This is a genomic window from Arthrobacter sp. TJ-236 (assembly GCF_058269235.1).
The window spans coordinates 296,453-321,968 of record NZ_JBZCNI010000002.1 but is presented as its reverse complement, the minus strand read 5'-3'; the positions used below and the strand labels follow the sequence as shown (position 1 = coordinate 321,968).

At 70.4% G+C, this 25,516-nt stretch carries 24 protein-coding genes; 17 read left to right on the top strand and 7 right to left on the bottom strand.

The window, feature by feature from the left end; all coding sequences use genetic code 11:
- Nucleotide 1: 1 nt before the first annotated feature.
- Complete coding sequence (locus AC4D16_RS10240; protein WP_490954915.1) at nt 2-1,693, bottom strand: ABC transporter substrate-binding protein; 1,692 nt, start codon at nt 1,691-1,693, stop codon at nt 2-4.
- 127 nt (nt 1,694-1,820) lie between these two features.
- Between AC4D16_RS10240 and AC4D16_RS10235 the strand changes: the two genes are divergently transcribed.
- The 4 genes from AC4D16_RS10235 (at nt 1,821) to AC4D16_RS10220 (ending at nt 5,718) form a co-directional block, all read left to right on the top strand.
- On the top strand, nt 1,821-2,552 hold the full coding sequence (locus tag AC4D16_RS10235) for a YoaK family protein (protein WP_490954914.1): 732 nt from the start codon (nt 1,821-1,823) through the stop codon (nt 2,550-2,552).
- 4 nt (nt 2,553-2,556) lie between these two features.
- The gene (locus AC4D16_RS10230; protein WP_490954913.1) at nt 2,557-4,149 is read left to right on the top strand and encodes a CPBP family intramembrane glutamic endopeptidase; all 1,593 of its coding nucleotides are present in this window, start codon (nt 2,557-2,559) and stop codon (nt 4,147-4,149) included.
- Nucleotides 4,150-4,157: 8 nt separating this feature from the next.
- Nucleotides 4,158-4,847: an LmeA family phospholipid-binding protein gene (locus AC4D16_RS10225; RefSeq protein ID WP_490954912.1), complete on the top strand. Its 690-nt coding sequence runs from the start codon at nt 4,158-4,160 to the stop codon at nt 4,845-4,847.
- A 136-nt stretch (nt 4,848-4,983) separates the two neighbouring features.
- Nucleotides 4,984-5,718 (top strand): EAL domain-containing protein, encoded by a 735-nt coding sequence (locus AC4D16_RS10220; RefSeq protein ID WP_490954911.1) that lies wholly within the window; start codon nt 4,984-4,986, stop codon nt 5,716-5,718.
- Nucleotides 5,719-5,740: 22 nt separating this feature from the next.
- Here AC4D16_RS10220 and AC4D16_RS10215 read toward each other — a convergent pair whose 3' ends face one another.
- A complete protein-coding gene (locus tag AC4D16_RS10215; RefSeq protein ID WP_490954910.1) occupies nt 5,741-6,412 on the bottom strand; it encodes a pentapeptide repeat-containing protein in 672 nt (223 codons plus the stop codon).
- A 157-nt stretch (nt 6,413-6,569) separates the two neighbouring features.
- Here AC4D16_RS10215 and AC4D16_RS10210 point away from each other — a divergent pair, with 157 nt between their 5' ends.
- The 5 genes from AC4D16_RS10210 to AC4D16_RS10190 all read left to right on the top strand — a co-directional run bounded on the left by AC4D16_RS10210 (nt 6,570) and on the right by AC4D16_RS10190 (nt 12,186).
- Nucleotides 6,570-8,021, top strand: coding sequence for an APC family permease (locus tag AC4D16_RS10210; RefSeq protein WP_490954909.1), 1,452 nt, complete (start codon nt 6,570-6,572; stop codon nt 8,019-8,021).
- Nucleotides 8,022-8,085: 64 nt separating this feature from the next.
- A complete protein-coding gene (locus AC4D16_RS10205) occupies nt 8,086-8,670 on the top strand; it encodes a hypothetical protein (protein ID WP_490954908.1) in 585 nt (194 codons plus the stop codon).
- A 52-nt stretch (nt 8,671-8,722) separates the two neighbouring features.
- Nucleotides 8,723-9,163, top strand: a complete 441-nt coding sequence (locus AC4D16_RS10200; protein WP_490954907.1) for a hypothetical protein — start codon at nt 8,723-8,725, stop codon at nt 9,161-9,163.
- A gap of 246 nt (nt 9,164-9,409) precedes the next feature.
- Nucleotides 9,410-11,224 (top strand): glutaminase A, encoded by a 1,815-nt coding sequence (gene glsA / locus AC4D16_RS10195; RefSeq protein WP_490954906.1) that lies wholly within the window; start codon nt 9,410-9,412, stop codon nt 11,222-11,224.
- Nucleotides 11,225-11,340: 116 nt separating this feature from the next.
- On the top strand, nt 11,341-12,186 hold the full coding sequence (locus AC4D16_RS10190; RefSeq protein WP_490954905.1) for an NAD-dependent epimerase/dehydratase family protein: 846 nt from the start codon (nt 11,341-11,343) through the stop codon (nt 12,184-12,186).
- On the opposite strand, the gene AC4D16_RS10185 is transcribed toward AC4D16_RS10190, so the two are convergent.
- A complete protein-coding gene (locus tag AC4D16_RS10185; protein ID WP_490954904.1) occupies nt 12,173-13,426 on the bottom strand; it encodes a glycosyltransferase 87 family protein in 1,254 nt (417 codons plus the stop codon). The genes AC4D16_RS10190 and AC4D16_RS10185 overlap by 14 nt on opposite strands.
- Before the next feature lie 75 nt (nt 13,427-13,501).
- Nucleotides 13,502-14,194, bottom strand: a complete 693-nt coding sequence (locus AC4D16_RS10180; RefSeq protein ID WP_490950348.1) for a TetR/AcrR family transcriptional regulator — start codon at nt 14,192-14,194, stop codon at nt 13,502-13,504.
- Nucleotides 14,195-14,336: 142 nt separating this feature from the next.
- On the opposite strand from AC4D16_RS10180, the gene AC4D16_RS10175 reads away from it, so the two are divergent.
- Complete coding sequence (locus AC4D16_RS10175) at nt 14,337-15,287, top strand: NAD-dependent epimerase/dehydratase family protein (protein WP_490954903.1); 951 nt, start codon at nt 14,337-14,339, stop codon at nt 15,285-15,287.
- Nucleotides 15,288-15,343: 56 nt separating this feature from the next.
- Here AC4D16_RS10175 and AC4D16_RS10170 read toward each other — a convergent pair whose 3' ends face one another.
- Together AC4D16_RS10170 and AC4D16_RS10165 are read right to left on the bottom strand one after the other, a co-directional pair.
- On the bottom strand, nt 15,344-16,315 hold the full coding sequence (locus AC4D16_RS10170; RefSeq protein ID WP_490954902.1) for a D-2-hydroxyacid dehydrogenase: 972 nt from the start codon (nt 16,313-16,315) through the stop codon (nt 15,344-15,346).
- The gene (locus AC4D16_RS10165; RefSeq protein WP_490954901.1) at nt 16,308-17,612 is read right to left on the bottom strand and encodes an AI-2E family transporter; all 1,305 of its coding nucleotides are present in this window, start codon (nt 17,610-17,612) and stop codon (nt 16,308-16,310) included. Before AC4D16_RS10165 ends, AC4D16_RS10170 begins: the two co-directional genes overlap by 8 nt.
- 78 nt (nt 17,613-17,690) lie before the next feature.
- On the opposite strand from AC4D16_RS10165, the gene AC4D16_RS10160 reads away from it, so the two are divergent.
- The 6 genes from AC4D16_RS10160 to AC4D16_RS10135 all read left to right on the top strand — a co-directional run bounded on the left by AC4D16_RS10160 (nt 17,691) and on the right by AC4D16_RS10135 (nt 24,151).
- Complete coding sequence (locus AC4D16_RS10160; RefSeq protein ID WP_490954900.1) at nt 17,691-18,665, top strand: aldo/keto reductase; 975 nt, start codon at nt 17,691-17,693, stop codon at nt 18,663-18,665.
- A 7-nt stretch (nt 18,666-18,672) separates the two neighbouring features.
- Entirely contained in the window at nt 18,673-19,176 is a 504-nt protein-coding gene (locus AC4D16_RS10155) for a GNAT family N-acetyltransferase (RefSeq protein ID WP_490954899.1), read from the top strand.
- 42 nt (nt 19,177-19,218) lie between these two features.
- Entirely contained in the window at nt 19,219-20,928 is a 1,710-nt protein-coding gene (locus AC4D16_RS10150; RefSeq protein ID WP_490954898.1) for an amidohydrolase, read from the top strand.
- A gap of 62 nt (nt 20,929-20,990) precedes the next feature.
- Nucleotides 20,991-22,304, top strand: a complete 1,314-nt coding sequence (locus AC4D16_RS10145; RefSeq protein WP_490950355.1) for an ABC transporter substrate-binding protein — start codon at nt 20,991-20,993, stop codon at nt 22,302-22,304.
- Complete coding sequence (locus tag AC4D16_RS10140; RefSeq protein WP_490954897.1) at nt 22,304-23,296, top strand: carbohydrate ABC transporter permease; 993 nt, start codon at nt 22,304-22,306, stop codon at nt 23,294-23,296. Before AC4D16_RS10145 ends, AC4D16_RS10140 begins: the two co-directional genes overlap by 1 nt.
- Nucleotides 23,297-24,151, top strand: coding sequence for a carbohydrate ABC transporter permease (locus tag AC4D16_RS10135; RefSeq protein WP_490954896.1), 855 nt, complete (start codon nt 23,297-23,299; stop codon nt 24,149-24,151).
- Between the two features lie 21 nt (nt 24,152-24,172).
- Here AC4D16_RS10135 and AC4D16_RS10130 read toward each other — a convergent pair whose 3' ends face one another.
- Nucleotides 24,173-24,985, bottom strand: coding sequence for an SDR family oxidoreductase (locus AC4D16_RS10130; RefSeq protein WP_490954895.1), 813 nt, complete (start codon nt 24,983-24,985; stop codon nt 24,173-24,175).
- A 68-nt stretch (nt 24,986-25,053) separates the two neighbouring features.
- Here AC4D16_RS10130 and AC4D16_RS10125 point away from each other — a divergent pair, with 68 nt between their 5' ends.
- Nucleotides 25,054-25,512 (top strand): hypothetical protein, encoded by a 459-nt coding sequence (locus AC4D16_RS10125; protein WP_490954894.1) that lies wholly within the window; start codon nt 25,054-25,056, stop codon nt 25,510-25,512.
- Nucleotides 25,513-25,516: the final 4 nt, after the last annotated feature.

The window sequence follows — 25,516 nt, the reverse complement described above, 5'->3', positions numbered from 1 at the left end:
GTCAGTTCTCGCTCTCGGTGGTCGGCTCGATGAAGGCGGCACCGCTCAGGTGCACCACGCCGTCGGCGAAGGTCTCGACGCCGGCAATGTCGGTGCTGTAGGCGGTGAGGTTCCGCTGCCGGTACAGGTAGAGGATCGGGTTGTCCTGCTGCACCAGCTCGACCGCCTGCCCGTAGATCTCCGCACGTTCGTCGACGTCATTCACCTGCGCGGCACTGGTCAGGAGGTCATCCACCGCCGGGTTGCTGTAGCCGGAGTAGTTGTTTCCACCTCCGGTGGACAGGAAGTTGAACATGTTGCCGTGGGGATCGATCCGCCCGGACCAGCCGAGCTGCAGCGCTTCGAAATCGCCGCGGGACTGCACGTCGAGGAGCGTGGAGTACTCGACGGGCACCACGGTGAGATCGAAGCCGCCGTCGGCCACCGCCGCCTGCAGGGCCTGGCCGTAGCGGAGCGTGTCCGGGGTGTTCGTGACCTGCATCTCGATCGGGTACGGGGTCTCGACGCCGGCGTCCTCGAGGAGTTGCTTCGCCCCCTCGGGATCGTACGGCGGGCAGGCCTCGCTGAGGTCCGAGGCGTACGGGCTGTCCGGTGAGATCGGCGAGCATGCGGGCTCGAACCAGCTGTTGAACACCGTGTTGACGAGGGCTTCGCGGTCGATCGACATCGAGAGCGCCATCCGGATGGCGCTCTCCTGCGCGAGGGGCGTCTCGATGATTCCCGGCGGCTCCCCCGTACCCTCCGTGTTGCCGACGTTGAACGTGAGCGCCTGGTACCCCAGGGATCCGACCTGCAGCACCCCCACGCCGTCCTCCCGCAGGAGCGCGTCGACGTCCTGCGGCGAGATGGTGTCCGCCACCTGGACGTCCCCGGACCTGAGATTCGCCGCCCTGATGTTGGCGTCGGTGATGATCCGGTAGGTGATGGTGTCGAGGTGCACGTTCTCGGCGTCGTAGTAGAGAGGGTCGCGCTCCACGGTGATGGAGGTCTGCGGCACGCGGTCCACGAACTTGAAGGGGCCGACGCACACCGGGCTGAGCCCGAAATCGGCGCCCTGCGCCTCGATGGCCTGCGGCGAGAGCATCATGCCGGCGCGGTCCGCGAGCGCCGCGGTCAACGGGGCGAACGGCGTCTCGTAAGTGATCTGCACCCGGTCCGGCGCCACGGCGCGGATGTCCGAGATGGGCCCCAGCTCGCTCCTCCGGGTGGACCCCTCGAGCGTCAGGTGGCGCTCGATCGTCGCGCGGACGGCCTCGGCGTCGAAGGGCACACCGTCGGCGAAGACGGCGTCGGTCCGCACCGGGATGGTGACCGTCAGGCCGTCGGCGGAGACCTCCGGCAGCGCGGTGGCGAGCTGCGGGACGATCTCACCCTCGGCGTCGATGTCGTAGAGCTTCTGGCACATGGTCTGCATGACGTAGCGCGTGTAGAGGGAGGACGACGTCGTCGGGTCCAGCCTGTCTGGCTCCGCCGAGAGCGCCATCACGAGGTCCCCGCCCTCGCGGATGGTGGCGTCCCCGAGGGGGACGCTCGTGACGTCGTCGCGCACCGGCGCGGCCGGCAGCGGCTGGATGGGCTGGCACGCGGTCAGGGTGGTCAGGGCGACGGTGGCGGCGGCCACGAGGCGCGCCACACCGCCGGCCGGGGTGCCTCGACGGCGGACGCGCTGTGCGTGCTGTCTGCTGTGCTGCATGGGGTTCCTCACGGACGGGCGGGATGGAACTGCTTCTGCACCGTGACCGATTCCACATTGAATACAATCACTCGTACGACGATAAGCTTCGTATACATTCGTTTCAAGACTATTTCCGAGGGGATACGTGAAGAAGAACCGGGTGGCGACGGATCGCCTTCATCTCTGGCTCATGCTGGGCCTGACGTTCTCGACCGGCGTGATCGATGCCGTCGGCTACCTGGGGCTCGACCGCGTCTTCACGGGCAACATGACCGGCAACGTGGTGCTGCTCGGCATGGCGTTCGGCGGAGGTGCAGACCTGCCCATCCTGCGACCGGCCCTGGCCCTCGTGTTCTTCATGGTCGGCGCGGCCCTCGCGGGCCGCCTGCTGCGCAAGGCCCCGGAAGGCTGGAGCGGCCGTACCTCGCTCGCCCTGCTGTCGGTCACCGTGGGCCTCACCGCCCTCGCCGTCTACGTGGCGCTCGTCGACGTGCACGCCGAGGAGGTCCTGGGCAGCATCACCACCTCGGTGCTGGCCGCCATGATGGGCGTCCAGGCCGCGACGGCCAAGCGCCTCAAGGTCGCGGAGATCACCACCGTGGTGGTCACCTCCACCATCACGGGCCTGGCCTCCGATTCCCGCCTCGCGGGCGGGAAGAGCCCGTTCTGGGCCCGGCGGTTCCTCGCCATCGCGCTGATCCTCGTGGGCGCCGTCGTCGGGGCCCTGACGCTGAGGGTGGACCTCTGGCTGGGCGTGGCGGTCTCCGCCGTCGTCTCCGCCGTCGTCACCCTCCTGGGCCACCTCCGGCACCGGCGCGACCGCCGTGACCAGCAGGCCGAAGGGGCAGGGAACGTCGAGGAAACCGCATTACGGTAGAACCATGGAACAGGTAGACCAGCAGTTCGCATTCCACCGCCTGGCCCGCTCGTGGCCCGCCTACCGCTGGTGGAAACCGCTGGTGACGGGCCTGCTCGGCATTGCGATCTACGTGGCCTTCACCGTGATCCTCATCCTGGTCTCCGCGGTGCTGGCGCTCGCCACCTCCGCCGACGCCGAGCAGTACCTCGATGCGGCGGCGGCGATCGATCTCAGCGACCCCGTGATCTTCGCGTTCACCCTGGCGTCGCTGATCCTCATGATCCCGGCGCTCGTCCTTGCCACCCTGATCATCGGCCCGAAGCCCATCGGCCTGCTCTCCTCCGTGACCGGGCGCCTCCGCTGGCGCTGGCTCGGGCTGTGCACGCTGGTGGCACTCGGGATCTACGCGGTCAGCCTTCTCGTCTCGACCGCCATCGGAGCCCTGTTCCCCACGGAGGCCGCGCCGATCCCGCAGCCCGACACCTCGACCATGGTGATCCTCCTCGCGCTCACGCTCCTGGCGGTCCCGTTCCAGGCGGCGGCCGAGGAGTACGTGTTCCGCGGCTACCTCATGCAGCTCGTGGGCAGCTGGCTGAAGCACCCCGTCTTCGCGATCCTGCTCCCGGTACCCCTCTTCGTGCTCGGTCACCTCTACGACCCGCTCGGGCAGGTGGACATCGCCATCTTCGCGATCTTCGCCGGCTGGATCACCTGGCGGACGGGCGGCCTCGAGGCGGCCATCGCCGTCCACGCCATCAACAACATGACCATCTTCGCCCTCGGGGCCCTGGGCCTCGTGGACGTCAATGCCTCGGAAGGGTCGATCGGCGGCCTTGTGGTGTCCGTCCTGACGATGGGTATCACGGCCTTCGTGATCGTGCGCCTCGCGAACCGGCGCGGCATCGAGCGGACGCGGACCGTGACCCCTCCGCCGGTCCAGCAGCCGTTCGGCGGTGCACCGGGCATGAGCCCCTTCCCCGCGGGCGACGGCGTCTGGCACCAGAGCGCTCCCCAGCTCCACCAGGGCGGGGGCCCGCAGCCGGTTCCGGGGGCCGACGCAGGTAGCCCGCGGTACGACCCCTCCCAACCCGACCGCGTCCAGTACGACGCCTCGCAGTACGACCCCTCCCAGTACGACCCCGCGCGCTACGGGTCGGTTCGGGAGGCTCCTGCCCGGCAGGAGCAGGTGCGGAACGACGCCGGCGGCACGAACACGCATGCCGGCTCACACGCCATGCCCCGCGACCTGCTTCGCCCAGCGCCCGACGTGATGCGCGAAGCGGCGTCCGGCTCGAGTTCCCATGCGGCGCGCGATGCGTCCGCGTCCCCTGCCCGTTCACCGTTCGCGCGGCCCGATGGCACGGTCGAGTCCGGGGCGCCCGCCCAGGTGGAGACCGGGAGCGGTTTCGGCGACCGGAGGCACCCCTCCGGCCCGGTCTTCCCTCCCGGCCCCGGCCACCCCGCAGGCACACCCTTCCCCGCGGGCCCCGGATTCCCTGCCGCGGGCGCCACGTCAGGCGCGGCGAGCCCCTCCGGCGCCCGCGGCACGGACGACGACGCGCAGACGACCAACCAGCGGGATGAGCACGGCGACGGGAACGGGCCGGCGTCCTGACCATGGAGGTGACGGGGCGCGCGCGGGCGTGGGACTGGGCGATCGGTGCGCTCGGAATGCTGCTCCTGCTCCTGATCGGGGTCGCCGTGCTCTGGTTCATGGTGAGCACGCCGACCGGGAGCGAGGCCGGCGAGCGGACCGTTCCGACCGATTCGCCCGACGGCCCTGCGGCTGGAGCCCCCGCTGATCTTTCGGAGGACGAGGTGTGGTTCGGTGACCTCGTCCTCGACTCGGCGTCGGCCGTCGCCGCCGGCTCCGACCTCCGCGATGTCCGGGCGGTAGGCCGTGACGTCGTCTCCGGTCCCCGCGGGCTCGTCGCGCAGCAGCTGACGGTCGACGCCACGGTGCCGTTCGACGTCGTCGCGGACGAGCTCGGCGGCGGCGCCCGGATCCGCGCCGCGGAGGACGGGCAGGCGACGGTGGAGCGCAGCGTCGAGGCACTCGGGCGGGACCTGCCTGTCACCGCCACCGGCACCGTCGAGGCGCAGGACGGCACGCTCGTCGTGGAACCCACGTCGATCGACGTCGGCGGGCCGGGGTTCCTCTCGGACGGGATCGCCGCCGTCGTCCGCAGGTTCGTGACCATCGAGCACCGCATCGAGGGCCTGCCGGAGGGACTCGAGCTGCAGGACGTCACGGTGCAGGAAGACGGCTTCCGCGCCACCCTGACAGGGCAGGACGTGACCCTGGGCCAGTGAGGCGCCGTGTGGAGCGAACCTGCGGAAAACCTGCGCACCGCCGCTCCGGCAGATGTTCTAGGGTCAAAAGGAACCGGTCAGGAATCAGCGAGGGGCACAGTGCATGGCATGTGAGGGTTGCTCGACGTCCAGCAAAATGGACTTCGACTTCAGTATGGCGTTCCAGCCCATCTACGACGTGATCGACGACCGCGTCTGGGGCTACGAGGCGCTAGTGCGGGGGCTTCAGGGCGAAGGGGCTTTCGACGTGCTCTCGCGGGTGCTCCCCGAGCAGAAGTACCGTTTCGACCAGGACTGCCGGGTCAAGGCGATCGAACTGGCGTCGCGCCTGTTCCCCGCCGATCAGGACCTGAAGCTCTCCATCAACTTCATGCCGAACGCGGTGTACGAGCCGGCGGCCTGCCTGCGCGCCACCCTGCTGGCGGCCACGCGGTGCAACTTCCCGACGACGTCGATCATGTTCGAGTTCACGGAGGACGAGGAGGTCACGGACACCGACCACCTCATCAACATCATCACCGAGTACCGCAAGCAGGGCTTCACGACCGCGATCGACGACTTCGGGGCGGGTCACGCAGGCCTCGGCCTCCTGGTCGAATTCCAGCCGGACGTCATCAAGATCGACATGAAGCTCGTGCGTGGCATCGACGCCAGCCGCCCGCGTCAGGCCGTCGTGGCGGGGATCGTGGGCATCGCCCGGCAGTTGGGGATCACGGTGCTCGCCGAGGGCGTCGAGACGGAAGAGGAGTTCCTGTTCCTGAAGTCCCAGGACATCCGCCTCTACCAGGGCTACCTGTTCGCCCGGCCCGAGTTCGAGGCCCTCCCGGCTGTGCAGCTGCGGCCGGCACCCGAGATCAGCGCCGTGGCCTGACGCCGGGCGGTCGCGCGGATCCTCAGCCCTCGACCCGGAGGCCCATGCTCTCGGCCAGGAAGGGTGCGAGGATCTGCAGCTGGTACTCGTCGATCGTGGCACCACGCAGGCCGTCGAGGCCGTTGATGCTGCGGAAGCTGCTCGTGCGGAGATCGGCGTCCTTGAGGGTGGCGCCGTCGAGCGTCAGCGTGCCGATCGTGCAGTCCTGCAGGGCGAGCCGCGTTGCCCGCGCGCCGGTGAGATCGAGCTCGCCGATGATGCACCCGCTCAGGAGCACGTCCGTGAGCGTGGCGGCCCTCAGATTCACGTAGTCGAGCTTCCCGCCGTCGAGGTGAACCGCGTCCAGCCGGCCGTCGTACAACTCCGCCGAACCCCAGCGCGTCCCTCGGAGGGACGTCTCACGCCAGCTGCTGCGCGCAGCACGGAACACGGGCGCGAAGAGGTCCTCGATGGAGCACTCGACGAATCTCGCGCCCCGGAGCTCGGTGTCGTCGAGGGACAGTCCGCGGAACAGGCACTCCTGGAACGTGATGCCCGCGAGGTCCTCGCCGTCGAGCGCCAGGCGGTCGTAGGACTCCCCCTCACGACGGTCGCCGTCGAGCAGCCGGGGTGCGTCGACCGCCGTCAGGTTGCGCGGCTCGCGCAGTGACAGGCGCGGTGGGGCGGTGGCGCCGCGCGCGGATCGCGGTGGCATGGGGATCTCCGATCGGACGTGGAGCGGTTCTGCGGGCGAGCTCCATCCAAGCACCTGCCACGGTCGAAACACTCCCCGCAGGGGCCGGTGACGCCCTACAGTGGTCGCACCCCGAATCCGCCCACGCGGTGGACCGCCACCGAGAACGGAGCCGCTCATGTCACGGACGAACAGCACACCGAGCGCCACGGACGGGCAGGACGCCTCGCTCCTGAAGGTCCTCGGCAATTGGGACGCGCTCGCCCTGGGTTTCGGCGCGATGATCGGCTTCGGTTGGGTGGTCCTGACCGGCGGCTGGATCGCCTCGGCCGGTACGGGCGGCGCGGTCCTGGCGATGGTGACGGGCGGGATCATCATGGGCGTCGTCGGCCTGACCTACGCGGAACTGACGGCCGCGATGCCGAAGGCCGGCGGTGAACACAACTTCCTGCTGCGCGGGATGGGGCCACGATGGTCCTTCATGGGCTCGTGGGCCATCACGGGCGGGTACGTCACGATCGTGGCGTTCGAGGCCGTGGCTCTCCCCCGGACGGCCGAGTACATCTTCCCCGGCCTGAGCCGGATCCCGCTGTGGACGGTCGCCGGTGACGAGGTGCACCTCACGTGGGCGCTCGTGGGTGCCGTCGCCGCCGTGGTGATCACCCTGATCAACATCCGCGGCGTGAAGATCGCCGGTGCCGCGCAGACGTTCGTCGTCGTCTTCCTCCTCGTCATCGGGCTCGTCCTCGTGGTCGGGAGTTTCACGGGCGGCTCGACGGCGACCATGCAGCCCTTCTTCACGGGCGGTTCCGCCGGGTTCTTCGCCGTCCTCGTGGTGGTGCCGTTCCTCTTCGTCGGCTTCGACGTCATCCCGCAGTCCGCGGAGGAGGTGAACATCCCCGCACGGCAGATCGGCCGCCTCGTCGTCGTCGCGGTGGTGCTGGCCACCATCTGGTACGTGATGACCATCCTGACGACGTCGTCGGCCATGCCCGCGAGCGAGCTCGCGACCGCTGACATCGCGACGGCGGATGCGATGGGCACCATGTTCGGCTCGGGGATCGCGGCGAACATCCTGATCGCCGGGGGTATCGCGGGCATCCTGACGTCCTGGAACTCCCTCCTGCTCGGGGCGTCGCGCCTCATGTACTCGATGTCGCGCTCCGGCATGCTCCCCCGCTGGTTCGGCGTGCTCCACCCGACCTACCGCACGCCGGTCAACGCGCTGATCTTCATCGGCGCGCTGTCTTTCCTGGCGCCCTTCTTCGGTACGCAGATGCTCGGCTGGCTCGTGGACTCGGGCGCCCCGAGCATCGTGCTCGCCTACATCCTCGTGTCGCTCGTCTTCGTGATCCTGCGGCGTCGCGAGCCCGGCATGGACCGCCCTCTGCGCATCGGTGGCGCCGGGAACGGCGGCACGGTGATCGGCTGGATCGCCGTCGTCCTCTGCGTGGCCCTGCTCAGCCTGTACCTGCCCGGGATGCCCGCGGCACTGACGCCCCCGCCGTGGATCCTTTTCGGCCTGTGGTGGGTGCTCGGCATCGTGTTCCTGCTCCGGATCCCCCGCGGGATCGTACCGGGGCACGACGCCGAGGAGCGGCTGCTCGCCCGGCTCGCCGACCGCCCGTGACCCCTCGTCCCGCCGAGACCACCGTGCTTTACTGGGGGCAATCAGCTTCGGGGGAGGACGATCGATGAGCACGGACCAGCAACCGGCTTCGTACGATCCGCGCTACGACGGCATCTACCAGCGCGGCGGCACCTCGTCGACGGGGGCAACGCCGCAGCCGGACCACGCGCCATCCGCACCACAGCCTGCACGGACTGCAGCGTGGTCGTCGACTCCCCCGGCGGACGAGGACCTGCCCGCGGCCCCGCGGGAGGCGGCGCGGGAGGCCCCGCCCGTCGCGCCGTCGTCGTACTCCTCGCCTGCCCCGCTCGGACGTCGGGACGGCACCGCCTCCTCGCCGTCGATGATCCGTGAGGTGGGTGCCGCATCCGCCGTGACCGAGTCGCGGCTCCGGAACCCGTTCGACGTCTGGGTGTGGGTAGTGGCGGCTGCGCTGACAGCAGTCGGCGTCGTGTTCCTGACGGCACCCATCTTCGCCGCGGAAGCCTACGCGGAGCAGATGATGTCGCAGGCGGGCACGAGCACATACATGCCGCCGTGGTGGCAACATACCCAACTCGCGTCACTGCCACTGATCCTCCTCGGCGCCGGCACCGCGGTCGCGCAACTGTTCGTGCTGTCCATCCGGCACACCCTCCGTTCTCGCTGACGGCGCCCGGGGCGGCGAAGGCTCCGGGTGCCCGTCGGCGCCGCCTCTACCCGTGGTTGCGCTGCGCAGCCACGGTCACTGCGATCGCGACGGCAAGCAGCGGCACGACGATGATGCCCATCTGGAGCATCGACCAGCCGAGAGCCAGGAACAGCAGGACCGCCAGGAGCAGCACCGCCCACACGGCACCGGCCAGAGGCGCGTTCGAGAACTTCCTGAACCCGGTTCGTTCGATGTCACATCTCCTCGCAAGTGCTCGCTCGAGTCAGCCGAAGCACGACGCAGCCGCTCCGGTCATCCCACCGAAAATGCCGCCGCCGATCAGGCCGACGGCGCCTGCACCGACCGTACCGACGATTGGCAGGGGCACCGTACCCACGGCCGCGCCTCCGAGTCCACCGGCAACGGCGCCCGCACCGGCGCCGCCCACCGTACCGGGTGCGCACTGAATTCCCTCTCCTCTGCGGTGGTCAGCGGCACGAGCTTGGCCTGATACGGACGAGCATCGCACCGCAATTCGAGTGTCATCGGACGTTCGAGATGAATGCTCCGATCCGGCGTAAGCCACCAGCTCGGCACTTCCTCCGACAACGCCAATGAAACACGCGCGAAGTGTGTCGGCGCTCGGTGGTTTTTTCAGAGGGCATGGACAGGAAATTCGCCGCGGATTGGTCGGTCCGCCGCCGCCGGAAGCGACGACAGCGCTGCTCCGGAACCGCTCGGCCGTAGGGTGGAGGGCATGGAATCCCCGATCGAGACCTACCTGCGGACCATCCACCGGGAGATCTCGGATCTCAAGGACGGCAAGCCCTACAGCACCATCCCGGCGATGGCGAACGTGGATCCGGACAACTTCGGCATCTGCCTGACCACGGTGGACGGCTACATGTACGAGGTGGGTGACACGCGCGAGGAGTTCACCATCCAGTCCATCTCCAAGCCCTTCACGTACGGCCTCGCCCTGGCCGATCTCGGCATGGACGCGGTGGACGAGAAGGTGGACGTGGAGCCCTCGGGCGACTCGTTCAACGAGATCTCGCTCGCACCCGGCACGGGCCGCCCGTCGAACGCCATGATCAACGCGGGAGCGCTGACCGCAACCTCGCTGGTGCAGTCGCGTGGCGGGAACCGCCGCTTCAAGCGCATCCTGCGGACCTACTCGGACTTCGCGGGCCGCCAGCTCGGCGTCAACGAGGAGGTGTTCAACTCCGAGCTGGAGCACGGCCACCGGAACCGGGCGCTCGGCTACCTGCTGCGCTCCTTCGGCATCATCGAGGCCGATCCCGAGCCGGTCATCGCCGACTACTTCCGCCAATGCTCGGTGATGGTCAACTGCATGGACCTCTCGGTGATGGCCGCGACGCTCGCCAACTCGGGGCGGAACCCGATCACCGGCGTCGAGGCGATGGACCTCCTCGCCGTCGAACGCGTGCTCTCCGTCATGACCACGTGCGGCATGTACGACGACGCCGGCTCCTGGATCAGCACCGTCGGCATGCCGGCGAAGAGCGGTGTGGGCGGCGGCACCATCGCCGTCCTACCCGGCCAGGTGGGGCTCGCCGTCTACTCCCCGCCGCTGGACGAGCACGGCAGCAGCGTGCGCGGCATGGCCACGAGCCAGCGGCTCTCACGTGACATGGAACTGCACTTCGTGCGCGCGGCACGGGCCGGGAAATCCGCCATCCGCGCCACCTACGACATCACGGCGGCTCCCTCGGGCATCCGCCGGAACGACGACGCCATGGACCTCCTGCGCGACGAGGGCCACCGCGCCATGGTGATCGAACTCAACGGCGACCTCCTCTTCGCGGGCACGGAATCGATGGTGCGTGAGCTCAGCGGGCTCGACGACGACGTGGACTTCGTGGTGCTGGACCTCCGCCGGGTGGACGAGGTGGCGGACGTCTCGCTCAGGCTGCTCGGCGAGGTCCGCGAGAACCTCGCCAAGGTGGACTGCGACCTCGTGCTGATCGACGGCGAGGGCACGCTGGCGGAGACCTTCAAGCACGTGGACCGCCCCGTACCCACGTTCGACACCCGGACCGCCGCGGTGGAGTGGTGCGAGAACGAGCTGATCCGCCGGTACGGCAGCGATCTGATCCTGCCGGCCGAGGTGGAGGTGGCCCAGTGCCCCGCGCTCAGCCCGCTCGAGGAGGACGACGTCCGTGCGCTCGCCGCCCGGATGGAGGACCGCAGCTACGAGAAAGGCCACGTGGTGCGCCGCGTGGGGCAGTCCTTCGGTGGTGTGTTCTTCATCCTCTCGGGGAAGATCGTCACGTCCGTACCCGGGCCGAGCGGCGAGCGCCTGAAGCTGACCACCCTCAGTGCCGGCATGACCTTCGGCGAGCTGGCCCTCGGCAGCGACGACCGCCAGGAGACCACGGTCAAGGCCCTCGAGGACGTCCGGGTGAAGGTGCTCACGGCGCAGGCCATCAGGACGCTCGAACGCGAGGACCCGCGCCTCGCCGTCGAACTGTGGAAAGCCCTGACGCGGGATGCCTACACGCGCGTGGACCTGTACCTGCGCGAGACCGCCGTCCGGATCCGCGACTAGCGGTCCGGACGGCAGCTGCCTGAACGGGTGGCGGGTCCGGCGTCCAGCCCGCCACCTAGACTGAGCCCGGACAAACGGGGACCACGAGCACGAGGACGAGGGACGGGACGCATCCGATGACGGTACTGATCGCGGGGTGCGGGGACCTCGGCACGGAGGTCGGCCTGCGGTTGGCCGCGCAGGGCGAACGCGTGGTCGGCTGGCGGCGCTCCGCCCACGTGCTGCCGCAGGCGATCGAGGGCGCGAGTGTGGACCTCACGGGAACCCTGCCGCGCATCCCCGGGGACACGGGCGTGGTGGTCATCGCCACCGCGGCGGGCGGGCGCACCGAGGAGGCCTACCGCAGCGCCTACGTGGACGCGACCGGTAACGTGCTCGACGCCCTGGAGCGCGACGGCGTACAGCCGCGGCGCGTGCTCTTCGTGAGTTCGACGGCGGTCTACGGGGATTTCGACGGCGGCTGGGTCACCGAGGAATCGCCCGCCGAGAGCACGGCGCCGACGGCCCGGCTCGTCCGCGAGGCCGAGCAGGTGCTCCTCGCGCGGAGCGACGCCGGGACGGTGCTCCGGCTCTCGGGGATCTACGGCCCCGGGCGCACCCGCCTGATCGACCAGGTGACCGGCGGCTCGGCCCGCCTGCCCCTGGAGCCGCAGTGGACCAACCGGATCCACCGGGACGACGCCGCCGCCGCGATCGTGCACCTCGTCATGGGCGTACCCGCACCGGCCCCGATCTACCTCGGCAGCGACGAGCTACCCGTGGACCTCGGCGAGGTGCTCCGCTTCCTCGCCGCCGAACTCGGCCTGCCCGCACCAGCGCCGGGCGAGGCGTCGTCCACCCGGGGTGGCGCCCGCCGCGTGGACAGCAGCCTGCTGCGCGCCACCGGTTTCTCCTTCACCTACCCGACGTACCGCGAGGGGTACCGGGCGGTGCTCGCGGGCGAGGGCGTCAGGCACCCGTGACGGCCGCAGCGGGCTTCCGTGCCTGCGCGGTGAGGCGCCCGAGCCGCACGAGCGACCACACGAAGATGGTCACCACGAGCACGTTGCGGAGCGTGAGCAGCACCGCGACGGCGGGGTTCAGCTCGTACCGCAGGGCGTCGTAGAACACGGGGTACACCAGGGTGGTCAGGCCGGCCGTCGCGAGCATGGCGAGGGCCGGGTACCGCCACTCGGCTGCCCGGTCGAGCACCAGTCCCGCGGCGATCACCGCGGTGATCCACAGCATGAACTGGGGGGAACCCACCTTGTTGAAGACCACGAGGGTGCTCACGAGCGCCAGTGACCCGGTGGCCAGCAGGGCTCCGGCCGGCGCTCCGCGGTGCAGGGCGACGGCGAGGAACGCGGCGACAAGCACCACCGTGAGGGCGAGCAGCGGCGTCATCAGATCCCCGACGAGACCGCTCAGCGCGCCGCGCACCTCCATGGTGTTGATGACCTCGTCCTCGAAGAAGTAGGCACCCGAACTCGCCGTGATCGCCTGCCACACCCCCGGGGTGCTGAGCGGGGCCTCGAGCTGCATGCCGCGCGCGCCCTGCGCGGTGAGGAATCCGGTGAGGTTGCGGACGTCCCCGAAGATCGCGACGACCACCGCGATCCCCGCGGTGAGCGCGACGCCCGCCGCGAGGATCCGCAGCCGTCCGCGCCGCACCACCACGAGGGCGGCCAGCACGACGGCGGCCGGCCACACCTTGATCCAGGTGGCCGCGCTGAGCAGGAGGGACGCGGCGAACGGGCGCGCGGCGACGATCAGCAGCCCCAGGATCACGAGCGGGGCGGTGAGGCCGTCGATGCGGCCCACGGCCACGGGCCCGAGCAGCGCCGTGGCGGTGAGCCACCAGTAGGCGGCGGTGTACGACGACGGCGTGCCGCGCCGCAGGAGGGCCGAGGTACCGACGGCGTTGAGCCCGGCGAAGAGCAGGAACCAGGTGAGCTGGTAGAGGTAGGGCCCGAACACGGCGGCGAGCACCATGGGGACGAGTGCCCCGACCGGGTAGACCCACGCGGTGTCGACGCCCTCCCAGACGCCGTCGCCCAGCGCGGCGAAGGCCCACTGCCGGTAGAACCGGACGTCGCTCAGCACTCCCCCGCTGACGACGAAGGGGATGAGGCGGGCGAGGAACCCGACGTGGATGATCGCGAAGAAGAGCCAGACCGTGCGGGCGCTGTTGCGGGTCTCCGGTCGGGGCAGTCGGATGCGCACTGATGGCTCCTGGTCGGCGGGCGGCGGCAGCGGCAAGTGTCTCACCCGGCGCGCCGGCCGTGCGAATCCCGGCTGCTACGGCGCGCGCAGCCCGAGCTGGGCGGCGAGCCGGTCCACCGTGTAGGCGTACAGCGCGTCACGGTCTGCGAAGGTGTCCGCCCCGTACTGCCCGAACACCTCGAAGGACACCGCGCCGAAGAGCGCGGACCACGCCTGGACCGTCGCGGCGATGGCGGAATCGGGTGCGCCGAGGGACAGCTGGTCGCGGATGGCCTGGAAGTCCCCGGCGAGGGTGGGGGGCGCGACGCCGTCGATCGGCAGGACCTCCCCCGCCGTCCAGGCCTCGTCCATGGTCCGGGCGAGCAGCGTGATCACGCGGGTCCCCTGTTCCACGGTGCGCTCCGGCGCTCGGTACCCGGGGACCGGGCTGCCGAACAGCAGCGCCCAGCGGGAGGGCTCGCGCAGCGCCCAGGTGCGCACGGCGTGCGCGAGCGCGCTGAAGCGGTCGACGCCGGCTCCACCTGCCGCCGCGACGGCGGCGTCCACCTCGTCGCCGAGCTCCGTGTAGGCGTCGACGACGAGCACCGTGAGGAGTTCGTCGCGGTTGGCGACGTACCGGTACACCGCGGAGGAGACCACCCCGAGTTCGCGGGCCACGGCGCGCAGGGACAGCGCGGCGGCACCGACCTCCGCCAGCTGCTGACGGCCGATCCTGGTGATGTCCTCGAGCGTCCGCTCCCGGGCGCGTTCGCGTGGTGTTCCTGGCATGACCCCACTGTGGCAGCGGCATCAGAGCAGTGTCAACAAATGAGAGCAGTGCTCTTGACTTCGGGTGAGGAGGCGCTCACTCTTGGTTATGAGAGCACCGCTCTCGCTTTTCCCTCAGCTTCGCCCTACAGAAGGACATGCCATGACCCAGTACGTCGTCACCGGAGCAGGACCCGTCGGCTGGACCGTCGCCGAGCAGCTGGCGGAGCGCGGACACACGGTCCGGATCCTCACCCGATCCGGGACCGGGCCGGACCACCCGCTCATCGAGAAACTGCGCGTGGACGCTTCGGATCCCGTGGCCCTCGGAGCCGTCGTCGCCGGGGCCACTGCCGTGTTCCACTGCATCCATGGCAGCGCCTACTCGGCGGCGGCGTGGGAACGGGAGCTGCCGGCCGCGGAGGCCGCGGTGCTCGAGGCGGCAGGGCGGCAGGGCGCCGTGGTCGTCTTCCCGGAGGGTCTCTACTCCTACAGCCGCCCCGATCAGGTCATGACCGAGACGTCCGAGCGAGCCGCGACCGGCGGCAAGCGCGGGGTCAGGACGGCCCTGCTCGCGGCGCGCGCCGCATCCACGACGGACACCGTCTCGGTGGTCGCCGCGGACTTCTTCGGTCCGCGGGTCCGCACGGCGCACGCCGGGGAACGCATGATCCTGCCCCTCCTCGATGGCAAGCGCATCCAGGTCATCGGTGACCAGGACGCCCCCCACTCGTTCACCTACGTCCCCGATCTCGCCGCCGCGATGATCGCCGCGGCATCCCTTCCGCGTGAACGGGACCGCGTGCTGCACGCACCGACCCTCCCCGCGCTGTCGCAACGGTCGATGTCCGCGGCCTTCGCCCGGGCAGCGGAGATCAACCCGCCGAAGGTCTCCGCCGTGCCCGCGTGGCTGGTACACGTCCTCGGGACCGTCATGCCCTCCATGCGGGAGCTCGCGGAGATGGTGTACCAGTTCGACCGCCCGTTCGTGATGGACTCCACCGCGTCGGAGCGGACGCTCGCTCTGGCCCCGACAGCGATCGACGAGGCCGCCACGAGGACCGTGCGGTGGTGGCAGGAGGAGCGCGCTACGTCGTCGCACGCGAGCCGCTGAACGGGCCGTTCAGACGGCCAGGCGGTTGAGGCGGTCAGCCCGTCGGTGCCGGACGCTCAGCGCGAAGACGGGACGAAGCCCAGGCGCTTGTCGACCACGCCGGTCAGGGGCTTGCCGTCGAGCCAGAGCAGCAGGTTGCGTTCGAACTGCGCGGCGAGCTGGTCCAGCCAGGACCCGGCGTTGCTGGCCAGGTGTGGTGTCACCAGGACGGTGGGCAGGGACCACAGCGGGTGCGCCGGGGGCAGGGGTTCGACGGCGAACGTGTCCAGGACCGCCCCGGCGAGCGCGCCGGAGCGCAGCCGTTCCACGAGGGCGTCCTCGTCCAGGAGCTTCCCCCGGCCGGCGTTGACCACCACGCACGAGGGCTTGAGCGCGGCGAGCACCGCGGCGTCCACGAGGTTCTCCGTCGCCGGGGTCAGGGGTGCGAGGAGCACGAGCCAGTCGGCCCCGCGCGCCACGTGCCGCAGGTCCGCGGACGCGTGGATCCGGCCGAAGTCGTCGTCGTGCTCCCTCGCCGTGCGGCCCACACCCTCCACGTGGACGCCGACGGCGCGGAGCAGCTGCGCGGTGCGGCGCCCGATGCTCCCGGTGCCCACCACCAGCGCCGTGGTCCCTGCAAGGGTGCGGCCCTCCTGCCAGGCCCAGCGTGCTTCGCGCTGGGCGTCGCGCAGCGGACCGAAGCCCTTCGCGGCGTGCAGCATGGCGCCGAGCACGTACTCGGCCATGGGCTGGTCGAACACGCCGTGCGCGTTGGTGACCACGACGTCGGACTCCACGAGCTCGGGGAAGAGGAGCTTGTCCACGCCCGCGGCGGCCACGTGCAGCCACCGGAGCGACCCCGCGGCATGCCAGGCTGCGGGCAGCGCTCCGGAGAAGTAGTCCCAGAGGTAGAGGACGTCGGCACCGTCGAGGGCCGCGGCGAGGCCGTCCGCCGTCGTGACCCTGACCTCCGCCCGCTCGGCGACGCGCTCGAGGCCGCGCACGGGGCGCGCCCCCTGCAGGACGGCGACGACCGGCCGCTCAGGCACCCTGCGGCTCCGCGCGGTGCCCCACCGGTCCGGAGTCCGTGAGGTCCTGGCGCTCGCCGGCGTCGGGCCCGGGATCGGGCGGGACCGCGTTCGGGTCCCCCGAGGCGACGCCGGTCTCGGGCCGGTTCTCGATCGACTGGTCCCGCAGGTAGCGGAGCACCACGATGCCCACGGCCGTGGTGGGCACGGCGAGGAAGGCGCCGATGATCCCGAACAGCGTGCCGCCGGCCGTCACCGAGGCGAGCACCACGGCCGGGTGGATCTCCAGCGTGCGCCCCACGAGCAGCGGCTGGATCAGGTTGCTCTCGAGCTGCTGCACCAGCACCACCAGGCCGAGGACGGTCAGGGCGCTCACCCAGCCGTAGGCGAGGAAGGCCACGAGCGTTGCGACGAGACCGGAGACGATCGCCCCGACCACCGGGATGAACGCGGCGAAGAACACGAGGACCGCCAGCGGGATGGCCAGCGGGATGTCCAGCAGCACCAGGCCCAGCCCGATGAACACGGCGTCCACGAGCGCCACCGTGGCCTGCGCCAGGATGTAGGAGGAGAGCGCCTTCCACGTGCCGCCCGCGATCGTCGAGGCGTGCGCGAACGCCGTCGAGTTGGTCCAGCGGGAGGCCCACGGCATGAAGCGGTCGCCGTCCTTCAGGCAGAAGAACGTGAACACGAGCGCGAGGAGCACCACCACGGTGCCCGAGGTGAGCTCCCCCAGCCCGGTGGTGATGCCCGTGACCACGTTGCCGGCGTTGGCCTGGAGCTGCGTGAGCGCGGTGTCCACCACGGTGTCGAGGTCCGAGAGCTGGAGGTTCAGCGGCGGGCCGGCCGCGAAGTCGGCGAGGTCGGCGATGTTGTCCCGGGCCAGACCGGAGAGCTCCGTGATGCCGCTCGCGATCGCGGGGATGGTCAGCGCACCGATCCCCACCACCACGCTGATGAAGCCGATCAGGGTCACGAGGGCCGCGAGGACCTTCGGCAGGACGCGCCGGAGGATCCGGTTGAGCGGCCACAGCACCGAGGCGAGCAGGAGCGCGAACAGGGTGGGCAGCACGATGGACCAGAGCGTTCTCGTCACGTACCAGAGGATCACGAGCCCCGCGATGACGATGATGCCGCGGCCGGTCCAGGCTGCGCTGACCCTCAGTCCGTCCGCGAAGGCTCCGGGCCGGAAGCGCCGCGCCACCGAGGAACCGTGCGACGCCGGGACGGGAACGGGCCTCGGGCGCAGGCGCCGGCGCTTCCGCGCGGGTTCGGGAGGGTGTTCGTGCTCGGGCGCACCGGTCTCGTCAGCTGTCACGAGTTCATCCTGCCCTAGTCGGGGAAGCCGCCGGGACTAGGGTTGGAGCACCGTCCCGACATCAGCAAAGGTGACCTCATGCGCTACGTGAAACTCGGCTCCACAGGCCTCGACATCTCGCCCATCGCCCTCGGCTGCATGAGCTACGGCACGCCGGACCGCGGCAACCACGCGTGGACCCTCCCCGAGGAGGAGAGCCGGCCGCTGATCAGGGCGGCGATCGACGCCGGCATCACCTTCTTCGACACCGCCAACGTCTACTCGGACGGCTCGAGCGAGGAGATCGTGGGCCGGGTGCTCGCCGAGTCCACGCGCCGCGAGGAGATCGTGATCGCCACCAAGGTGCACGGCCGCATGCACGAGGGGCCCAACGGCGCGGGGCTCTCCCGGAAGGCGATCATAACGGAGCTCGACGCCAGCCTCCGCCGCCTCGGCACCGACTACGTGGACCTCTACCAGATCCACCGCTTCGACCCGCTGACCCCATTGGAGGAGACCCTCGAGGCGCTGCACGATGTCGTGAAGGCCGGGAAGGTGCGCTACCTCGGGGCGTCCTCGATGTACGCGTGGCAGTTCTCCAAGGCCCTGTACCTCCAGCAGCAGCACGGGTGGGCCCGCTTCGTGACGATGCAGGACCACTACAACCTCATCAACCGCGAGGAGGAGCGCGAGATGTACGGACTCTGCGCGGACCAGGGCATCGGCGTGCTGCCGTGGAGCCCCCTCGCACGCGGCAAGCTCGCCCGCGCGTGGGACGAGACGACGTCGCGCTCGGAGTCGGACCAGTTCGGGAAGACCCTCTACGGCACGCTCGAGTCCGACCGCCTGGTGGCGGACGCCGTGGGGCGCGTGGCCGAGAATCGCGGTGTGACGCGCGCGCAGGTGGCCCTCGCCTGGGTGTCGCGGAACTCGGTGGTGTCCGCGCCGATCGTCGGGGTCGGGAAGCCGCACCACCTCGAGGACGCCCTCGCGTCGCTGGACCTCGAGCTCACCGCCGACGAGGTGCAGGCCCTCGAGGAGCACTACGTGCCGCACCCGCTCGTCGGGTTCTGAGACCGCGGTGACCCTCGGCCTCACACCCGTGGTGCCCGACGACGCCGCGCAGCTCGTCGACTTCCTCGCCTCCAACGCCTTCCCGTTCCACGTGGTCACGCAGCACACGCGCGAGACCGCGCGCACCTTCGTGGCGAGCGGCCGGTTCCACCGGGAGGACTCCCGAGGCTTCTGGATCGACGACGACGCCGGGCGGCACGGCGTGGTGGTCCTCGAGGACCCCGAGGACGAGACCGCCATGATGGACCTCCGGCTGGCCGAGGCCTCGCGCGGCCGGGGCCTCGGTACTGCGACGCTGCGCGCCCTCGCGGACCTCGTGTTCGGCACGCTGCCCCCGCGCCGCCTCGAGGGGCAGACCCGGGAGGACAACGTGGCGATGCGGCGCACCTTCGTGAGCGGGGGTACGTCCAGGAGTCCTACTACCGGCAGGGCTGGTCCGCGGACGGCAGCGGGTCCGTCGCGTCCGTCGGCTACGCACTGCTGCGCGACGACTGGTCCCGGGGCACCGTGACGCCCCTGCCCGCGCACGAGCCGCACCGTGGACCGGAACCGCATGCCGGCTGACCTCGTGCTGCGCGGCGGCCGCGTGTTCGACGGCCGGGACGTGCACCCCACCGCGACGGCGGTCGTTGTCGAGGGCGGCGTCATCGCTCGGGTCGGGTCCGATGCCGACGCCCTGCGACACACGGGCCCCGCCACGCGCGTGGTGGACCTCGACGGCCGCATGGTGACGCCGGGGTTCATCGACGCACACGCCCACACGTTCATGGGCGGGCTCGAGGCCCTCGCGTGCGACGTCATGTCCTGTGACACCCCGGCCGAGGTGCAGGACGCCGTTGCCCGGTACGCCCGCGCGCACCCCGCCCCCGAGTGGATCACGGGAGCGGGCTGGTACAAGGGCCACTACGACGGCGGCTTCCCGGACGCCGCGCTGCTCGACGCCGCGGTGCCGGACCGCCCGGTGTACCTCATCAACCGAGACCACCACAGCGCGTGGGTCAACAGTGCCGCCCTCGCGCGCGCGGGCATCGACGGCACGACGCCGGACCCGCACGACGGCAGCGTGGGACGCCGCGCCGACGGCTCGGCGAGCGGGATCCTGCACGAGGGCGCGATGTCACTCGTGACCCGGCTGCTGCCACCGATCACCCGGGAGGCCGTGGAAGCGGGGATCCTGCACGGCCAGCGGCACCTGCACGCGCTCGGGATCACGGGCTGGCAGGAGGCCATCATCGGCGACTACGCGGGCTACCCGGATGCCGCGCCGGCCTACCGGGCCCTCGCGCGGTCCGGCCTGCTGACGGGCAGGGCCACAGGGGCGCTCTGGGTGCCGCGCGACCTGACCCTGGAGGGCATCCCGGCGCTGCTCGAGGACTTCCACGAGCACCGCCGGCTGAACGCGGAGGCGGGCTTCCCGACCTCGAGCGCCAAGATCATGATCGACGGCGTCCCCGAGAACCGTACGGCCGCGATGCTGGACCCTTACGAGCCCGCCGGATGCGGGTGCGTGCCCGGCACACCCTCGGCGTCCGCCGACCGCGGGCCCACCTACCTGCCGACCGAGGTGCTCCACGCCGTCGTGGCCGCGCTGCACGCCGCCCGGTTCGACCTCCACCTCCACGCCATCGGTGACCGCGCCGTGCGGACGGGTCTCGACGCCGTGGCAGGCGCCGTCCGGGCCGGGTCCTCCCCCCAAGGCGCCGGGGCCTCCACCCGAAGCGCTGGGGCTCGCGGCTGGCAGCACCGCCACACCATGGCGCACGTGCAACTGGTCCATCCGGCGGACGTCCCGCGGTTCGGCGAGCTCGGCGTGACCGTCAACGCGCAGGCGCTCTGGGCCTGCAGCGACGAGCAGATGCGCTCCCTCACCCTGCCGCTCATCGGTCCCGAGCGGGCGCGGTGGCAGTACCCCTTCGCGTCGATGGTCGCCGGCGGAGCACCTCTCGCCCTCGGGTCGGACTGGCCGGTCTCCGACGCCGACCCGTGGCAGGCCATCCACGTCGCCGTCCACCGGATGCACCCGGACCACGCGGGGGTGCCCCCGCTCGTGGCCTCGGAGGCGCTGACGCTCACGGCGGCACTCGCTGCCGCCACCTCCGGTTCGGCGCGCGTCACGCGCACGCGTGGCGGGGCGGTGCGGGAGGGGGCGACGGCGGACCTCACGGTTCTCTCGGCCGATCCGTACGACGTGGCACCGGCCGGACTCCACTCGATGGGCGCCGATCTGACCGTCGTCGGGGGCACCGTGGTGCACGAACGGTAGCCTCCCACATTGTGGGACTCGTGTTGTACGTTGTGTAGAAAACTGACCCGGAAGGTACGACGATGACCATTTCCAGACGGCAGATCCTCGGCGGAGCAGGTTTCCTCGCGGCAGCAGCGGCGCTCAACGGCTGCGCAGGTTTCTCCGGTGGCGGAGGGACCAGCGGCGGCGGCGAGGAGGGCGGGGAGAACACCCTCACGTTCACCACCTGGGGCAGTCCTGCCGAGGAAGAGGGCTTCCGCCGCGGCATCGAGGCCTTCCAGGCCGCCAACTCCGGCGTCACCGTGGAGCTGAATCTCGTGCCGTACGAGCAGATCTTCACGAACATCGACGCCCAGCTGCAGGCGGGCACGGCCCCGGACCTGTTCCGCGTGGACTACGGCACCATCGGCGCCTACAGCAGCCAGGACCAGCTGCTCGACCTCACCAGCTACTTCGACACCGCGGAGGCGGAGGCCTTCCTCCCGGCCATGTGGCAGGCCGTGCAGTTCGACGGCAAGCCCTTCGGTGTCCCCCACCAGACCGACACCTCCGCCCTCGTCTACCGCACCGATCTCTTCGAGCAGGCCGGCATCACGAGTGTCCCGACGAGCCTCGACTCCGCGTGGACCTGGGACGAGTTCCGCCAGGTCGCCGAGCAGCTCCGCGGAGAGCTCCCCGACGACCTCTTCCCCTTCGTCTACAACTGGCAGCTCGGCGGCTCCACGCGCTGGCTGAGCTGGCTGTTCCAGGCCGGTGGCCGCCTGTTCGACGACGCCCTCACCGGCTCGGCCATCGAGTCCGACGCCGGGATCAAGGCCCTCGAGTTCACACAGGGGTTCTTCACCGACAACCTCGTGCCCCCGAGCAGTTCGGTGAAGTCCTCGACCTACGCGGACGACGCCTTCTCGGCCGGCACCACGGCGATGGCCTTCGTAGGGAACTTCGTACTCCCCGCGCTCGACGAGAACATCACCGACTTCGAGTGGGGCGCCACCTACCTCCCCCGGGACGAGCGCGGCGCCTGCGACCTCGGCGGCAACGCGCTCGTGGCCACCAAGAACGCCCGGAACCCGGAGCTGGCGGCGCAATTCCTGAAGTTCATGACACAGCCGGAGCAGATGTCCGACTTCTGTGCCCGGGCCATGGAGCTGCCCACGCTGAACAGCCTTGTGGGCACCGAGCTGGACTACCAGACGCGCCCGGACATCGCGGGCATCTTCGTGGAGCAGGCCACCACGCTGGAGCCGAGCGACGTGCAGCAGCTCACCTCGCCGGCCATGGCCACCATCAACCCGACCCTGCGTGACGAGCTCGAGCTCGCCTTCACGCAGGGCCAGCCGGTCGAGCAGACGCTCGCCAACATCGCCGCGGCCGTCAACGAGGCAGCCGGCTGATGTCCGCCGACACCTCGGCCCGCGAGGAGTCGACCGACGGCGGCGCCGGTGGCACGGCGACCGGCACGCTACCGCCGGCCGTCCCGGCGACCACCTACCTGGCGGCGACCGGCCGCCCCACGCGGCAGCACCGCTCCACCGGCGCTGCCGCGGGCTTCCTCGGTCCCAACCTGATCCTGCTCGGGATCTTCCTCTTCCTGCCGCTGGGGTGGGCGTTCCTCATCAGTTTCCAGGAGTCCAACGGCTTCGGCGCCAGCGGCTGGGTGGGCCTGGAGAACTACCAGCGCCTGCTCACGGACCCCACGTTCTGGCAGTCCGCCCTCAACACGGCCGTCTTCACCCTCATCACGGTGCCGCTGAGCCTGGCCCTCGGGCTCGGGCTCGCCGTGCTGATGAACTCGGTGCTGCCCGGCCGCCGGCTGTTCCGGACGCTGATCTACCTGCCCATGGTCATCTCCGGCATCGCGACCGCCCTCATGGGCGTGTTGCTCTTCGACGAGGCGACGGGCATCATCAACAAGCTCCTGAGGGAGGGCGGCCTCGCCACCATCCCCTGGCAGTCACAGGGCTCGGCGGCCTTCGCGTCGATCATCCTCGTGACCCTCTGGATCCGCGTGGGCTTCAACATGGTCATCTACCTGGCCGGGCTCCAGAGCATCTCGCCCGAGCTGTACGAGGCCGCACGGTTGGAGGGAGCGAGTTCATGGCAGCAGTTCCGGTATCTCACGGTGCCGCTCGTGGGACCGTCCACCTTCTTCCTGCTGATCATGGACGTCATCTACTCGTTCCAGGTGTTCGACACCATCTTCGTGATGACCGGCGGCGGTCCCGGAAGGTCCACATCCGTGCTTGTCACCTACGCCTACGAGAACGGCTTCGTGACGCGCGACCAGAGCTACGCGGCAGCCATCGGCATCGTGATCTTCCTGATCACGCTGGTCTTCACGGCCGTTCAGTGGAAGGGCAATCGCTCAAGGGACGAGGTGGGTTAGATGACAACTTTCGTGCCGCGCGTGAAGAAGGTCTCCCCCGCCCAGCGCACCTCGTCGATCCTCCGCGTGGTGATCGCCGTCGTCGTGGGGCTGGTCATGATGTTCCCGCTCTACTGGATGATCACCATCGCGTTCTCGCCGAGCTCCGACGTGGTGAGTCGGGAGCTGCGCATCTGGCCGTCGCAGTGGACGCTCGACAACTTCCGCACCATTTTAGGCACCTTCCCCACCCTGACCTGGTTCGGGAACTCCGTGGTCATCACGGCGATCGTCACGGCCCTCACCGTGACGGTGAACCTGCTGGCGGGCTACGCCTTCGCCAAGCTCGACTTCCGGGGCAAGGGCTTCGTCTTCCTGCTGGTACTCAGCACCATGATGGTGCCCGTGCAGGTGCTCATGGTGGCGCAGTTCCGGCTCGTGACCGAGCTCGGCATCTACGGGACGTTCTGGGCGGTGATCTTCCCCTCGGCGGCCTCGGCGTTCGGGATCTTCCTGGCCCGCCAGTTCATCATCGCCATCCCGAACGAGCTGATGGAGGCGGCGAAGATGGACGGCGCCGGCACCCTCCGCATCTTCCTGCAGATCGTCCTGCCGCTCTGCAAGCCGCTCATCGCCGTGCTGGTTCTGCTCACCGTCATGTACCAGTGGAACGACTTCGCCTGGCCCCTGATCGCGCTCAAGGACGCCCAGCTCTTCACGCTGCCTATCGGGCTGCTGTACCTGCAGGGCCAGTACGGCGCGGACTACGGCGCCATCATGGCCCTGGCGCTCATCTCGATCACGCCGATCGTCATCATGTTCCTGGCGTTCCAGAAGTACTTCGTGCAGGGGCTCGCGCGCAGCGGTATCCGCTGAGCCGAAGCGCCCAGGAGCCGGTCACCACCGGCGGAAGCCGCCCTCCGTGCTGAGCACCTGCCCCACCATCCAACGGCCCTCGTCGCTCACCAACCAGGCGATCAGGCGCGCGGGATCGTCCGGCTCGCCGAAGCGCCCGCCCGGGAAGTGCTCGAGCACGGCCTTCACCACCTCGGACGGGCGGTCGCGCGTGTCCTCGTCGAGGTACCCGGTGTTGACGGGCCCGGGATTCACCGTGTTCAGGAGGATGCGCCGATCCACCAGGTGGTCGGCCACGGACGCCGTGAGGCCCGCGAGCGCGGCCTTCGACGCCGCGTAGGCGATCTCGTGGGGCATCGGCCCCGAGTGCTGACCGGACGTCATCCAGATCACGCGGCCGCCCTCCCGGCCGTCGTGCTGCTCGGCGAAGTGCTTGGTGGCGAGGATCGTGGAGCGGGTGTTGACCTGCCAGTGGGCGTCGAGGTGCTCCCAGTCGATCTCGTCGAGCGGCCCGTCACCGCCGCTCCTCGCGTGGTTGCAGATCAGTCCGTCCAGGTGTCCCAGCGCGTCCCGTGCACCGGAGATGAGCTGCTCCCCGCCGTCGTGCCGTGACAGGTCGAGGCTCAGGTCCGCGAGCTGCGCTCCGTCGCCGAGCTGTTCCCTGATGCCGCCGAGCACGTCCTCGAGGCTCTCGGCCCCCCAGGGCTGCTCGGCGTCGTGCGGTGCGAAGTGGTGGAGGACGAGCGAGGCGCCCATGCGGGCCAGGCGCGAGGCGACTCCGTAGCCGATGCCCTTGCGGCGGCTCACGCCGGTGACCACGAAGGTGCGCCCCGTGAGGGCCTGGTGTGGGTACATGGCTCCCAGCCTAGGTCGGTGCTGCTCGGTAGGGTGGGAGCAACGTCCACGACGAGCCGAGGAGTCGCATGCACCGCCTGCCCATCCGATCAGCGGCGCTCCTTGCCGCCGCAGTGCTGGGCCTGGCGGGGTGCTCGGGCGGATCCGTGATGGGCCTGCTCGACGAGGAGCAGACCGAGAGCGACGTCCTCACCGTCCAGTCGGACCTCGACGGCATCGATCTCGGCAGCACACGACTGCTGGCCGAGCGCGACGGCGTGGAGTACTTCGCGGCGCGCCCCACGGGCACCGCGGTCACGGAGGCGGACGCCGGCGAGAGCGAGGGTGTCTGCCTGCTCGTGGAGGAGGGCATCGGCGTGGGCCTGGAGTGCGCCGCGCTGGAGGCCGGAGCCACCGGCGCCACCATCCGGGACAGCCGCGTCACGGCGGTGCTGCTGCCGGACGAAATCGACCGCAACGCGCTCGTCGACGAGGGCTTCGAGCTCCTGCATCCCAATCTCGCGGTTCGCCCCGCGGAGGCGGGCTGACCGC